This window comes from Variovorax cryoconiti, assembly GCF_051216395.1.
Taxonomy (GTDB): domain Bacteria; phylum Pseudomonadota; class Gammaproteobacteria; order Burkholderiales; family Burkholderiaceae_C; genus Variovorax.
Window position 1 is genome coordinate 74,137 of the sequence record NZ_JBPJZI010000007.1, and the last position, 14,109, is coordinate 88,245.

Genomic DNA, 14,109 nt, shown 5'->3' on the forward strand with positions numbered 1-14,109 from the left:
CCGATGCTCGAATCCCTTCGCGGGATGGGCTACTCGCCGGCCACGGCGCTGGCCGACATCATCGACAACAGCATCTCGGCCGGCGCAACCGAAGTCCGAATCGACTTGGCGTGGGACGGCCTGAAAAGCCGAATCGCCGTCCTCGACAACGGCTCCGGCATGAGTGACCCGGAGTTGGAAAGCGCAATGACGCTCGGCGACAAGAGCCCGCTCGATAAACGCTCGGCAAACGACTTGGGGCGTTTCGGCATGGGCATGAAGACGGCGTCGCTCTCGCAGTGCCGGCGCCTGACGGTGGCGACTGTGAAGGATGGCGCCTCGTGCTGCCTGCGCTGGGATTTGAACGAGCTCATCGCCCTGCCCCAGACCAAATGGCTGATGTTCGAAGGTCCCGCGCCCGGATCGGAGGCCCACATCTCGTCGCTCGAAGGCAAGGCCAATGGCACGCTCGTCCTGTGGGAATTGATGGATCGCATCGTCACCGAGGGCTACACGGCCCAGGACTTCCTAAACATGGCCGATCATGTCGAGGCCCACTTGGCGATGGTGTTCCACCGACTCGTCCAGGGGCCAAGGCCGCGGCTTCGCGTCCTCATCAACGGCAGGCCCATCGCACCGTGGGACCCCTTCATGGTGGGTCGCTCCTGGTCGTCGCCGATTGGACGAAAGTACACTCCCGAAGGCTTGGTCGAGGTCGAGTGCTTCGTGCTGCCGCACAAGGACAAGCTTACCCAGGACGAATGGAAGGCCGGCGCCGGCCCAAACGGCTGGACAGCGCAACAGGGCTTTTACATCTACCGCAATGAGCGGCTGCTGCTGGCCGGCGGCTGGCTCGGCCTCGGCCCTGGCCGCTCCTGGAACCGGGAGGAGTCGCACCGCCTCGCGCGCATCCGCCTGGACATCCCCAACACCGCAGACGCCGCCTGGAAGATCGACATCAAGAAGTCCACGGCTCGCCCGCCGGTGGCGCTGAGGCCTTGGCTCACGTCCCTGGCCGAGCATGCCCGCGAGCGAGCGCGCAAGGTGTTCGCCTATCGCGGCAGCCCGACGCCGAGCCCGACAGGAACCCCGCTCGAGCAAGCCTGGCGGGTGGACCACACCGGCAGCGGCGTCCGCTACCGCATCGACGAGAAGCATCCTGCCATCGCCGCCGTCACCGAGGCGGCCGGGCCGCTGCTACCAATGGTCAAGGCGATGTTGCGCGTCATCCAGGAGACGGTGCCGGTGCAGCGCATCTGGCTGGACACGGCGGAAAACAAGGAGACTCCGCGCACGGCATTCGATGGCGAGCCTTCTGCCGAGATCGTGGCCGTCATGCGAACGATCTATCAAGACATGGTCGGCCGGCGCGGCATGACGCCTGAGCTCGCCAAGCGAGCCTTGCTGTCTACCGACCCTTTCCAGAATTTCCCGTCGCTGGTCGACAAACTCCAGGTCGAGGGCACGTCCTCCGACGCAAGCTCTTGAAAGAACCACGAATACGTTATGCCGCAACCCGACAAATCCTTGCTGCCCGTCATCAACATGGCCCAGCTCATGCTCGAGGCCGAGCGCGAGACCGTGGGCATCACGCCGGCCGCCATCGCCGCCAAGGTCAAGCTCGCGGCGAGCATTCTCAATTCCACGCCATGCGACGAGATTGACCAAGCCGCCGCCATCGGAGTCTTGATCCAGCGGTTCAGCCACTGGATCGGCAAGGACACCACGCTGCAGGACGACGAGGGCCATATGCCCTGGCTAGTCGCCGCCAAGAAGAAGGACTGGCGCTACTGGCCCCGCTACCAGCGGTTCTTGGAGCTCAAGATGTCAGTGGAGGTGGTTGGCGCGCTCGATAAATCCACCGACCACATCCTCGGGTTGCTGGAAGACCCCAAGCGGCCTGGCCCGTGGGACCGACGTGGCTTGGTCGTGGGGCACGTCCAATCGGGCAAGACCGGCAATTACTCGGGTCTGGTGTGCAAGGCGGCCGATGCCGGCTACAAGATCATCATCGTGCTGGCCGGCCTGCACAATAACCTGCGCTCGCAGACCCAAATCCGGCTCGAGGAGACCTTCCTGGGCTACGAGACATCGGAGAACCGCGACCCCGGCAAGCCGTTGGGCGTGGGCGCTATCGACAGCGATCCCGCGATCCACCCGCACTGCGCGACCACGCGGGCCGACCGCGGCGATTTCAATTCCGCAGTTGCCAAGCACTTCGCCATCTCACCGGAGGAGAAGCCTTGGCTGTTCGTGGTCAAGAAGAACAAGACGGTCCTCACGCAACTCTTCAAATGGATTCGGGGACATGTGGCCGACACAACGGACTTGAAGACGGGTAGGCGCATCGTCACGAAGCTGCCGCTGCTCATCATCGACGACGAGGCGGACAACGCGTCGGTGGACACCGGCGAGCAGGTCATCGATACCGATGGCAAGCCCGACGACGACCACGAGCCGAAGGCCATCAACGGTCTGATCCGAAGGATCCTGCACGCCTTCGACCGGAAGGCTTATGTCGGCTACACCGCCACGCCCTTCGCCAACATCTTCATCCACCGCAGGAACGAAACCACCGACGAAGGCCCCGACCTTTTCCCGCAGTCGTTCATCGTCAACCTAGCTGCGCCTTCGAACTACGTCGGCCCCGCGCGCGTGTTCGGCCTGCTTGGCTCCGAAGGCCGCGTCGGTGGCCTGCCTCTGATGCGAGACGTCGCCGACCACGTCAACGGCGACGAGCCCGGCGGCTGGATGCCGCCCAAGCACAACAAGGATCACGCCCCGACCTTCAAGGGCCAGGACATCCTTCCGCCCTCGCTCCGAGAGGCCATCCATTCGTTCGCGCTGGCCTGCGCTGCGCGGACCTTGCGTGGCCAGGGCAAGGAGCACGCTTCCATGCTCATCCACGTGACGCGTTTCACCAAGGTCCAGAAGGAAGTGTTCCGGCAAGTTGATGAATACGTCATGGCGATGACCCAGCGGCTGGTCCGGCGCATCGACCACGAGGCGCTCGAGGCGGACTTGAAGAAGCTGTGGGAGGAGGACTTCGTCCCTACCTGCGCCAAGGTCGCCACGCTCGTCGAAGAGCCTGGCGAGAATCTCGCCGTCCCCGATTGGTCCGCCATCCTGACCGCGCTGCCCGACGCAGTAGCCGACATCAAGGTCAAGACCATCAACGGGACCGCGAAGGACGCCCTGGACTACTCGGAACAGCAGGAGCACGGGTTGAAGGTGATCGCCATCGGCGGCGACAAGCTCGCGCGGGGTCTGACGCTCGAGGGCCTCAGCACCAGCTACTTCGTGCGCACGACCAAGATGTATGACACGCTGATGCAAATGGGGCGCTGGTTCGGCTACCGCCCTGGCTACGTGGACCTCTGCCGGCTCTACACCACCAAGGACTTGGTCGAATGGTTCGGGCACATCGCCGACGCCTCCGAGGAGCTGCGAACGGAATTCGATGCGATGGCGGAAAGCGGCGCGACGCCCAAGGAATACGGGCTGAAGGTCCAGTCGCATCCGGTGCTGCTGGTGACTTCTCCCTTGAAGATGCGCGCGGCCAAGAGCCTCTACCTGTCCTTCTCCGGCGAGCTGCTGGAGACCATCGCCTTCTTCAAGGACGATGCCCGGCTCGACCAGAACCTCGCGGCGGCCAACAAACTCATCGGCTCGCTGGGCAAGCCGGCGGAGTCGAGCCCCATCGCCAGGAAACGCGGGGGCGTGGACCAGGAATTCAGCGGCTTTTTGTGGAACAAGGTCCCCGGCGACAGCGTGGCCGACTTCTTCGAGGCGTTCGTGTCGCATCCGAAGGCCCACAAGGTCGTTAGCAAGCTGCTGGCGGAGTTCGTTCGCACCACGATGGCCAAGTCCAATGAGCTCACGAGCTGGACGGTCGCGGTGATAGCGGGCGGGCGCGGCGCACCTTTCACCTTTGAAGGTGGCTGGACCATCGACGGGACACTCCAGCGCTCGGCCAATCCCTCTTTCGACGACCGCTATTCGATCGGACGGCTGCTGTCGCCGCGCGACGAGGCGATCGACCTGGACGAGCCGGCCTGGGCGGCGGCGCTGGCGGCCACCAGGAAGGCGTGGAAGCCGGACCCCGCCAAGCAGGAAAAGGGCGGGCTCCAAAAGGAGCCGGAGTTGCCCAACGGGCCGGCCATCCGTCGCTTACGCGGCAAAGGTATGGACGGGATTCCCGCAGCTCCCGAACGCGGATTGCTGCTCATCTATGCCCTGGACCCCAAGCAAGCAGGCAAGGATGTCTTCAAGACCCGGACCGACCCGATCATCGGCTTTGGCGTGAGCTTCCCGGCAAGCGACTCGGGCGTCAAGGTCGAATACAAGGTCGACCACCTGATATGGAACCAATGGGAGCAGGACTATGGCGCGTCCGAATGAGGAGATCGTCATGGCCTGGGCCTCGCTGGCCGGGTCGTCCGCGTCGGCGGGATGGAGTTCGATCCCGATCGTGTCTCCGCCAGGCTGCTCGCTTTTGGCCGCGCGACGCAGCCCCGATGACGAGGAGGCCATCCTCGCCGGATTCGCTGGCCTATCGATCCCGGTTGCCGAGAAGCTGCCCGAGGGCCAGGGCTTCGCGGTCGAGCGCGTCGATCTAGGCGACGACAAGGCTTGGCTCGCGCTGACGCGCAAGCTCAGCGGCGGCGTGGAGCTGTTCTTGTTGATGGCCAGCGATGTCGTGGCGGCGGTTGAATCCGAGGGAACCTCGGACCCCGCGCGCCTCGCGCGGGCCTTCCTTGCCCGCGTGCGGGCTTGGCAGGAGTTCATGCGCAAGGGCGCCCAGGTCTTGTCCGCCGAGAAGGAGATCGGCCTGGTCGGCGAGCTCGCGGTGCTCTCCGCCATCATCGCCGCCGGGGTCGCCCCGGATGTGGCAATGCATGCGTGGGTGGGGCCACAAGACGCCAATCAGGACTTCGAGCTGGGCACCGGCGCAATCGAGGTCAAGTCCACCATCTCGCCCATCGGCTTCCCTGCTCACATCGGTTCGCTGGCCCAGCTCGACGACTCCACGCTGCAGCCGCTCTTCCTGGCCGGCGCGCGTCTGGCCCAAAGCGCTGCAGGCCTGAGCCTGCCGCAATGGATTGAATCGGTGCGCGCGCAGGTCGCCGGCAACTCCGACGCCACGCGCATGTTCTCCGACAAGATCATCGCTGCCGGCTACTTCGACGCGCACGCTGACAAATACCCACGCAAGTTCAGCAGCGCTGGGACGCGGTTGGCCGAAGTGGTAGCGGGCTTCCCAAGGCTCACGCCTGGGACGGTGCCGCTCGGGGTGACGGAGGCGAAATACAGTGTGGAGCTGGAGCAGACGCTCGGCGAGGGCATCGGCATCGAATTGGCATTGAAGAAACTTGGGGCCTTATGAGCGAAGCGATCCTGGAATTTCTGAACGAGCTGCAAGACGACATAAAGTCGCAAGTCAGCAACGAGATGCCCATCGAAGAGTATGTCTTCTCGGACATCGTCATGAACCACCTGGCCGATGCTGGCATGACTTACAACGACCCTGTGGTCTGCCACTACAAGGGGCGGGCTGGCAACGCGATCTTGCGCCTGAGCGGTTACTCCATCTCAGAAGACGAAGACCAACTCGACTTGTTCATCAGCCTGTATGAAGGCGTCAGAGAGATCGCATTCATTTCCGAGACCGACACCAAGACGGCCGCGGAACAGTGCCTGCGTTTTTTGACCCTGTGCGCCAACGGCACCATCGCCGCCAGACTTGAGGATTCGAGCGACGAGCGCGAGCTGGCGGTCAAGCTCCAGCAAATTTACGATGGCCTCGATCAGATTCGGGTGTTCGTCCTGACCGACAAGGTCACGAGGGCCAAGAGCTTCAAGCCGCGCGAAATCAATGGGAAGACCGTGCGCCTGGAAGTCATGGACATTGAGCGGCTCTACCGGCAAGTGGCCGAGGGCAAGCCGCGCGACGAGCTGATCGTCAACTTCAACGAGATTTGCGGCGCGCCGCTGCCTTGCGTGTTCGTCCCAGGCGGCGACGGCGAGGACTACGACTACGCCTTGGCAGCCATCCCTGCCATCGCCTTGCAGGCGCTGTATGCGAAGTTCGACTCGCGCCTGCTCGAGGCCAACGTCCGCTCCTTTTTGAGCGTGAAAGGCAAGGGCGTCAACGCGGGCATCCAAAGCACGCTGCGACACGATCCTGGGCGCTTCATGGCCTACAACAACGGCATCGTGGTGGTCGCCGACCAGATCGCGCTGGCCAGATCGGCCAGCGGCAGCGACTGCATTTCGCTCCTCCAAGGCCTTCAAATTGTCAACGGCGGCCAGACCACGGCATCCATCTTCTTCACCAAGCGAAAGTTCCCCGAAACTGACCTGAGCCGGGTGTTCGTCCCGGCCAAGATCATCGTGATGAGGACCCAGGACCCGGCGCAAGAGGAGACTCTGATCTCCGACATCTCCCGATACGCCAACAGCCAGAACGCAGTCAAGCAGTCGGACTTGTCGGCCAACAAGCCCTACCACGTCGCCATCGAGAAGCTCTCGCGCACTGTTTATTGCCCGGATGGCGTGAGCCAATGGTTCTACGAGCGCGCTGCCGGCAGCTACAACACGCTGCTATCGCTCTCCGGCAACACGCCCGCCAAGCTCAAAGCCCTGAAAGAGTCGATCCCGCCCGCGCGGCGCATCACCAAAACGGACTTGGCGCGGTACCTCAACACCTGGGATGTCAGGCCGGACGTGGTCAGCCTGGGCACGCAGAAGAACTTCGACAAGTTCATGGCGGAGCTGACGGCCACCTACGGACAGGACATCCCGGAGCCAAAGGTATCGGACTTCAAGGCGATGATGGCAAAGGCCAAGATCTACCGCGATGCCCACAAGTTGATGCGGCCCATGTTCAGCGCATTCCAGGTGAACGTGGCCACCTACACTGTCTCGCTGCTGGCCCAAGAGCTGGGCGACAGAATCGACCTCGAGCGGATCTGGAACAACCAGGCCTTGTCGCCCGAGCTACTGGGCCAGTTGGCGACATGGTCCAGGGAGGTCAACGACGCGCTGCGCGAAAGCGCCCACGGCAAGATGGTGTCCGAGTGGGCCAAGAAGCCCGAGTGCAAGGCGGCGGTGCTCGGCGCCACCTATTCCGCGCCCGCCACCAACATCCCCGAAGTGAAGGCGGCCTAAGGTCGCGCGCGCCATGGTCGACGTAGTGCCCGCCAACGTGCGCAGCCAGATGATGTCTGGCATCAAAGGCAAGGACACCAAGCCTGAGCTGATCGTGCGACGGCTGCTGTTCGCATCGGGCTACCGCTTCCGGTTGCACCGCAAGGACTTGCCGGGCTCGCCCGACATCGTCATGCCGGGCCGCAAGATCGTGATCTTCGTGCACGGCTGTTTCTGGCACGCGCATCAGGGATGCAAATACGCCAAGACGCCATCGACGCGAACGGAGTTCTGGACCGCCAAGCTACGGGCCAACGTCGATCGCGATCAGCGAGCGACCGACAAGTTGACGTCGATGGGTTGGCGGGTGCTCAACGTCTGGGAATGCTCGACACGGAATCCTGCGGCTCCAGTACAACTACCGAAGGCTCTGGAGCGCTGGATCGATGGCGATGAGCTGATCGGCGAGATCAGTGCCGCCGTGTGGCAGTCATGAAATCAAGAATGATTTTTCCGATCTGCTTGGCGAGCAGTGGCGGGACGGCGTTGCCGATCTGGCCGTATTGCTCCGTCCGATTCCCTTCGAAAAAGTAGTTATCGGGGAAGGTCTGCAAGCGAGCGGCCTCGCGTGCGGTCAAGCTTCGGCATTGACCTGGATCCGGGTGGATGTAGTAATGCCCATCCTTCTTGATATGGGCCACCACCGTCGACGAGGGATGCTTGCCCAGCTGCACACGGAAGCGGTCTTTGAACGGGATCGTCTCCTCGTCCACGTTCACATGGTCGGGAAGAAGCCGCGGCGGGAAGACGCGCAGATCCGGGGCGTACTTCTGCGTCGCGGCAAAGCAGGCGGCGAACATGTAGCGATGCAAGTCCGACCGCATGTGGCTGCGAGTCTCATGGTGCAAGACGCCGCCAAGCTTCGGGTCCAGATACCACTCCCGCAGATCTTCGGGCATGTAGTTGCCCGGTTGGACGTCGGTCTCGATGAATGGGGCACCGAACGTCTTTTGCTTCTCGGCCTTTTTGATGAACTTCTCCATCGTCGTTTCGATCACCGCGCGCAGCGGCACCTTCCAGCCCACCAGGGCGCTCGGAGACTCCTTGACGACCTTGATCCAGGCCTCCTGAGAGTCAGGCTCCTTGGACAAGCGACTGCGCAGCTCTGGAAGGCCAGCCAAGGCGGCGCTCACACCGACCTTCTTGGGTTGCTTGCGAAGCAGGAAGTCTTCCGGGCGCTCCCTGAGCGCCGGGGTCGCCGCCGCCACGTCCGACCGGATCCCGAAAAGGATCACCCGATGGCGGCTCTGCGGAATGCCATGGTCGTCGGCCTCGATCACATAGTCGTTGGGGTCGAGTTCGCCTTTCGCCTTGTGGACCACCAGCGAGCGAACTTCGTAGCTCAGGCCCGCCTTGGGCGCTTTCAAATCGGCGAGGATCTGCTCGAAGATGCGCTTGCCGGAGTTCGTGGAGTTGAGCATCCCCTTCACGTTCTCCATCACGAAGACTGCCGGCGCGAACTGCTGAATGATCCGCAGGTATTCGATGTAGAGGAAATGCTTGGCGTCGGCCTCGAACTTCTTCACATCCTTGCCGCGCAAGCGTGATCGGCCAGCCAGCGAGTAGGCCTGACACGGCGGCCCACCGATGAGCACCCAATCAGTCTGGCCCCCCAGGGCCTCGCGAATCCATCCATCCACTTCCTTGGGGGAAGTCACGCCAAGCTCAGCGCATCTGGCTTCCTTGGCCGCATGCTCTGCCGCGTCCTTGATGTCAGGATGAGCCAGAAACTGCTCGCGGCTGATCTTGCCGCGGACGTAGTCGTAGTAGCAGCTTGGAGCTTTGCCCTTGCCGAACTTGCGGAAGATCGAACGCAGCAGCAGGGTTCGATGGGCGATCGGATCCTTCTCGATCGAGACCTTGACGTCGAAGCGACGCACGCCATTCCCATCGACGACGGACGAAAACCCTTCGCACAGCCCTCCCGGCCCGGCGAACAGATCGATCACCGGTATCGCTTCTCTTTTTGATTGCATCTGTCTATGTGAGTACGGGTCTAGGCGGGGCACGCGCTCAGACGGCCAGCGCCCATTCTGCCAGGTCGGGCGCCTGCGCCCTCAATGTGACTTGAGCTTCTCGTAGGCCGTGGCTTCAAGCGCAGTGCTCGGGCCTCAGCAAGGTTGTGAGAGGGCCACTTGGGGGCCGTGATTGCTAGACCCGAATATTGCGTATGACGCAATTTCTCCCAGTTTAGTCAACCGGCCTCTCGGATGCCCCGCGCCACAATGGCAAGGGCTACACCGGCCCTTCCTTGTGCTCGTAGCCGGCCTTTTCCAAGCCGCCAACAATCGCCGTCGTGCAGTTGAATCGTTGAAGGCGAAGATGACCCCGCCGATTGCTTTTGGGTCGTCGTAGCCGCCGGCCGAAGGGCTGCCATAGCTCGGCGCGACCTGACAGTAGGAATGACACTCAGCGACCTACTGGAAAATTAGTTCCTTGATGAGCCAGCCGCAAGATCCTCTAAATCCTTACCCGCTTCCAAAGCCTCTCGCAACCACCGTGGCTTGGGACCAAATCCGCTCCACGAATTTCCGGCTTCGTCGCGGTAAGTCATCTTCGCGCTGCGCTTTCTCGCAACTGATTTCGGCGTCTTCGCTTTTGCTGCCGTGCCAGACGCGGCCGTTGCCTTGGTTGCAAATTCTTCGAGCGTCCTTCCGGCAGCGATAGCGTCGCGCAACCAGCGAGGACGGGGGCCGCGGCCGCCCCAGACGTTCCCATTGCCATCACTGTAAGCCGCAGAGTTCGCGCTCCTGGATGCGCTGCCGCCCTTCTTGCTCATCTCCTTCTTTGGCTTCGCCGAGATCGGCTTGCCGCCACCGTAGCCAAGTTGCTCTGCGGTCAGACTGTAGTGCTCGATAGCGACTTTGATGCGTTCAACAACTCCGCTAATCTCGCTTGCCTTCAGCTTCTCTGCTTGCTTCTGTAGGGCTTCAATCTGCCGTTGGATTTGCGTGTACGTCTGTGCCATCTGGAAAGTCCTTTGATATCAATGCTGAAGCGACTTTAACCCGGGCAGGTGAACGCTACCTGCATTGCTGCAGTTCACAAGGATGTCCCTGCCATTGAGGACAAGCAACTTCACGAGTCGTTGCTATCTGCCATAGCTGGTACGTCAATGACCAGTTCAGGGTCGAACACCTGGTTCTCGATTCTGCCGCTCCAGTTCACGTAGCCGCGCGGGTTGCACACGATCCGACAGGAGCGCACTCGATAGTCGAACTGCTGATGCGTGTGGCCATGCACCCAGAGCACGGGCACGTCAAAGAAGGCCTCCGAAAGTTCAGTGACGAAGGCCCCTGAGGCCCAATCATCGGCATAACGTGCTGACAGCGAACCTCGATGAGGTGCATGGTGCGTCACCACCACCGTCGGTCCGGTGAACGGTTCCGAGAGCTTCTCGCGCAGCCAAGCTCGCTGCGTTTGATGAATCCGCAGCGTGTCGGCCGCTTGGAGCTTCCTCCCCTGCCTGAACCGCCAAGTACCGGGTTCAGCCGACTCGTCGACCGTGCGGATCAGCGCGTAGTCGTTCAGCAGGTTGGTCGCCACCCTCATGGCTCGTCCAACATCGCCAACCGGACCTTCTGGCGTCTCGATGGCGAGCTCGAAGTCGGTCCAGAGCGTCGCGCCGAGAAAGCGCACGCCATCGATCACCAACTCGTCGCCATCGAGCACATGGACGTTGCTGCCGTCGGCCGCGCGACGTGCCTCCGCCAACGTCGTGTCCAGCCGTCCGTCGTAGTACTCGTGGTTGCCCAGCAGATAAACGACGGACTTGCCGCGAAAAGTGTCCGTCGCCCATTGGACAGCGCGTTTGGCCGGCGAATGGATGTCGCCAGCAAGGATGACGACATCGAATTCGAGATCAGGTGCGGGCTCGAAGGGCGCGAACTCGAGGTGAAGGTCGGAGAGGATCAGCGCCTTCATCGGAGTACTCCTTCAAAGCGCCCGCGAAGATCGGCGCTTGTCTTTTCATCGAAGCCGGTGAACGAATCGCACACCACCAGGTGGTCCTTGCAGTATTCGAACTGCCAGTAGGCGTCGTCGAGTGCGACCCACGGCTCGTCGAGCGCGTCGTGGATGTGGAGCCAGGCGAGGATTTCTCCTTCGCGCTGCCTGTATGGCGGAGGAAGACCAAAACCCGAATGCGGCGTGGCCCCAAGAATCCGAGCCCGGATGTCGCTGGAGAACGGCTTCAGCAGCGTCTCATAGATAAGCTGCTCGCGCCAGGATGAACTGATCACGATCTTCACGTGCAGGAACTCGCGCAACAGTGCCTCGAGCCGTGGCAGGAAGCAAAAGTCTGTGCCGCCGTTGAGGATGTGACCTTCACCCTCGGGGTGTAGGACGCCGTCGAAGTCCAGGAACAGGATCATCCTCGCCCCCTCAATTCGTTCTCATCGGTTCTCATACGACACCGCCGTTCTGAATAGCGTTGAGCATCGATCGGACCTTGTCCGAGCCGCCCTCGAGGGCGAACGCTGCTGGCGATTGGCCACCGAGCAGTTGGTGCGGCTTGTCCAGCCAGATCTGAGCATCTCGGCCGAGCACCTGGACCGCGAGATCGAGCAAGTGTTGTGGAAGACCTCCCAACCCAGTCTTCCCCTGCTGATACCACGGCCACGCCAGGTGCGAGCCCATGTCGACACCGAAGGCACGAAATGGTGCTCCAGCGCTCAGCAGGCCCTCGCCAACGTAGTCGATGTCCCGATGGTGGTGGCCATGGACCACCACCTGGACGCCGAGCGCCTCGGCAAGCTCGTCGATCGCCTGCCAGCCGTACAGGTGTGCCGCCGGCGCCTCGTGCGTCACCAGGATGTCCGCGGGCGGGCTCCGCAGCAGGTGCAGGTAGTCCGCGGGGAAGATACTGGAACGGTGCCGGCGGGCAATGCCGCCTCTCCACCGCACCTCGGGACGCAAGGACCGGCATAAGGCGTCGGCCGAGGCGAAAGCGGCCTCTTCGATCGGCCGCCCTGCATTCCAGATCTTTCCGCGGAAGACGCCGCCCAGGCCCGCGACCTGGTACCCGGCGATCTCGACGACGCGTCCGTGGAGGTTGCGATCCGCGAGTTCCGAGCCCCACAGGTTGTCGTAGTCGGCGTCCGAGTCCGTGTCGTGGTTCCCGTGGATGAACCAGACCTCGGTCTTGTCCAAGATTGGGGCCAGCTCGACGTGCAGAGGCTGGAGCGCCTGGATATCGCCCAGCAGCACGATCGCCTCGGGCCGGAAGCGCTCGACGGCCGCGATCACGGGGACGAAATCGCCGTGCGGGTCGCCGAAGAACATGAGCGCTGGGTTGGTCATCCGATGCATCAGCGCCTCCCATCTCCAACCGGAAAAGGATCTTCACCGTCGTTTCCGCTGGCACCGTCTCCGCCGCTCGATGGTCCGGACTTCTTCTCACGCGACTTCTGAGCCTTCACGACGTCGAAATCGCTGTCCAGGAAATGGTCACGCCCGGCGTAGACCAGCGCGCCCAGCGCGCGCTCGCTGGCCATGCGGATCTGCCGCGGCGTCATCCACGCCAGGCGGCAGATCTGGAGGTCCGTCGGACGCGTCAATTTCGCCCTGAGATACTCCTCCGGAACCATGCGCTCGAGCGTCGCCTGGAAGATGCTGTGGGCCAGGACCAGGCGGCCGTCGATGTCCGGCTCCTCGATGAAGAACTCCAGAAAGCGCGAACGCACGGGCGCGCTGATCCGATCGGCATCGTTGGCCGTCGCGACATAGAGCACCCGGCTGGCGTCGAACTCGAAGTCGATGCTCAGGTCCTTCACTTTGGTGGCGGTGACCGGCTCCAGCAGCGACAGCAGCGCGTCGACTGGGCGATAGTTGTTGCCGCCCCGCTCGCCTTTGTCGAGCTCGTCGAGCAGCACGACAGGATTCGCATGCTCGCCAAGCACGATGAGCTCCCACAGTGCCCCGGCAGCCGTGTTGCCCCAGTGGCGGTCGGAGCCTCTCAGGCCGGAGTTGGTCTGCACATTGTCGAACGCCTGCCGGTGGATCGGTGTCTGGAGGACCTCCGCCAGGCGCTGCGTGAAATGCGTCTTCCCGACACCGGGCTCGCCGAGCAGCAGGATCGGCTGAAGCATCAGCGGCTGACCCGTGAAATCTGCCAGGGCCATGGCTCGCTGTACGGCCTCGACGACCGCCGCGAAGTTGGGCATTTCGGCCGCGAGCGACACAAGTGCGGCCCGCCATCCCTCCGGACGAGCGACCGAGCGCCATGGCCCATGAGCCATCGCCTTGGCGAAGTGCCGCAGATCCCTGGCCAGGAGGTCCTTGTCAGCGGTCATCGGAGAATTCTTGAGCGCATGGAAGCGCTTCTGGGCCGCGTCCCAATCGAAGACGGCGACCGTGTCCGAGGACGGCTGGGGAACATAGCCCGGGACCGTCAGCGCCCGTGCTGCTTCCAGCGGCGACAAGGGCTTCGTCGGCGGCGGCGGGGGAATCTGACTCCCGCCGGCGCGCGCTTGGTCCGACATCCGCGCGATGCGCTGTTCTTCGGCGAGGGCGATCGACCGCTTCACCTCCTCCCGCCGAACTCTATCTGCCTCGAGGCACTCGATTCCAAGCTGTTCGAGGAGGTCGCGCGGCAGGAGAATGGCGGCACGCTCGTCGCCGTTCAAGGGAGAGTGAAGACCGTATCCGGGAGGTTCGTCGTCTGAAGTTTGAAGGCTGATCATGTTCGGCTCCTGAAAGGAGCCGGTGCATCAGCTCCTCAAGATGGGGAAACGGCAGAGAACGTAGCGGGCGTGGCCGCTATGGTCTGGTTCGAGTCGATGGCCGAGCAGTTCGAGCATGTCACCAGGCACGCCATGCCCCGCAGACCCGAATCGGTCCGACGTTGTGCAGAAATGGCGGTGGGTTTCAGCATGGCAATTGGAAGGTGGAGCGCTAAGCAGTTCGCGCTCAGTAATCTTA

At 62.9% G+C, this 14,109-nt stretch carries 11 protein-coding genes; 5 read left to right on the forward strand and 6 right to left on the reverse strand.

Annotated elements, in window-relative coordinates; translation table 11 throughout:
* Positions 1–3: 3 nt before the first annotated feature.
* From ACSFA2_RS17570 to ACSFA2_RS17590, 5 genes are read left to right on the forward strand one after another with little or no spacing between them, the layout of a single operon-like run.
* Positions 4–1,467, forward strand: coding sequence for an ATP-binding protein (locus ACSFA2_RS17570; protein WP_435456603.1), 1,464 nt, complete (start codon positions 4–6; stop codon positions 1,465–1,467).
* 18 nt (positions 1,468–1,485) lie between these two features.
* Positions 1,486–4,380 carry a Z1 domain-containing protein gene (locus ACSFA2_RS17575; protein ID WP_435456604.1) on the forward strand — a complete coding sequence of 965 codons (2,895 nt, stop codon included), beginning with the start codon at positions 1,486–1,488 and terminating at the stop codon, positions 4,378–4,380.
* A 10-nt stretch (positions 4,381–4,390) separates the two neighbouring features.
* On the forward strand, positions 4,391–5,365 hold the full coding sequence (locus ACSFA2_RS17580) for a PD-(D/E)XK motif protein (RefSeq protein ID WP_435456605.1): 975 nt from the start codon (positions 4,391–4,393) through the stop codon (positions 5,363–5,365).
* On the forward strand, positions 5,362–7,149 hold the full coding sequence (locus ACSFA2_RS17585; RefSeq protein ID WP_435456606.1) for an AIPR family protein: 1,788 nt from the start codon (positions 5,362–5,364) through the stop codon (positions 7,147–7,149). The genes ACSFA2_RS17580 and ACSFA2_RS17585 overlap by 4 nt, the downstream gene beginning before the upstream one ends.
* A 13-nt stretch (positions 7,150–7,162) precedes the next feature.
* The gene (locus ACSFA2_RS17590) at positions 7,163–7,624 is read left to right on the forward strand and encodes a very short patch repair endonuclease (protein ID WP_435456607.1); all 462 of its coding nucleotides are present in this window, start codon (positions 7,163–7,165) and stop codon (positions 7,622–7,624) included.
* Here ACSFA2_RS17590 and ACSFA2_RS17595 read toward each other — a convergent pair.
* The 6 genes from ACSFA2_RS17595 to ACSFA2_RS17620 all read right to left on the reverse strand — a co-directional run bounded on the left by ACSFA2_RS17595 (position 7,599) and on the right by ACSFA2_RS17620 (position 13,871).
* Positions 7,599–9,137 (reverse strand): DNA cytosine methyltransferase, encoded by a 1,539-nt coding sequence (locus ACSFA2_RS17595; protein ID WP_435456608.1) that lies wholly within the window; start codon positions 9,135–9,137, stop codon positions 7,599–7,601. The genes ACSFA2_RS17590 and ACSFA2_RS17595 overlap by 26 nt on opposite strands.
* Positions 9,138–9,616: 479 nt before the next feature.
* Positions 9,617–10,156: an H-NS family nucleoid-associated regulatory protein gene (locus tag ACSFA2_RS17600; RefSeq protein ID WP_435456609.1), complete on the reverse strand. Its 540-nt coding sequence runs from the start codon at positions 10,154–10,156 to the stop codon at positions 9,617–9,619.
* 110 nt (positions 10,157–10,266) lie between these two features.
* Entirely contained in the window at positions 10,267–11,112 is an 846-nt protein-coding gene (locus ACSFA2_RS17605; RefSeq protein ID WP_435456610.1) for a metallophosphoesterase, read from the reverse strand.
* Entirely contained in the window at positions 11,109–11,561 is a 453-nt protein-coding gene (locus ACSFA2_RS17610; protein ID WP_435456611.1) for an HAD domain-containing protein, read from the reverse strand. The genes ACSFA2_RS17605 and ACSFA2_RS17610 overlap by 4 nt, the downstream gene beginning before the upstream one ends.
* Before the next feature lie 31 nt (positions 11,562–11,592).
* The gene (locus ACSFA2_RS17615; RefSeq protein WP_435456612.1) at positions 11,593–12,489 is read right to left on the reverse strand and encodes a metallophosphoesterase; all 897 of its coding nucleotides are present in this window, start codon (positions 12,487–12,489) and stop codon (positions 11,593–11,595) included.
* A gap of 8 nt (positions 12,490–12,497) precedes the next feature.
* Positions 12,498–13,871: an AAA family ATPase gene (locus ACSFA2_RS17620; protein WP_435456613.1), complete on the reverse strand. Its 1,374-nt coding sequence runs from the start codon at positions 13,869–13,871 to the stop codon at positions 12,498–12,500.
* Between the last annotated feature and the right edge of the window lie 238 nt (positions 13,872–14,109).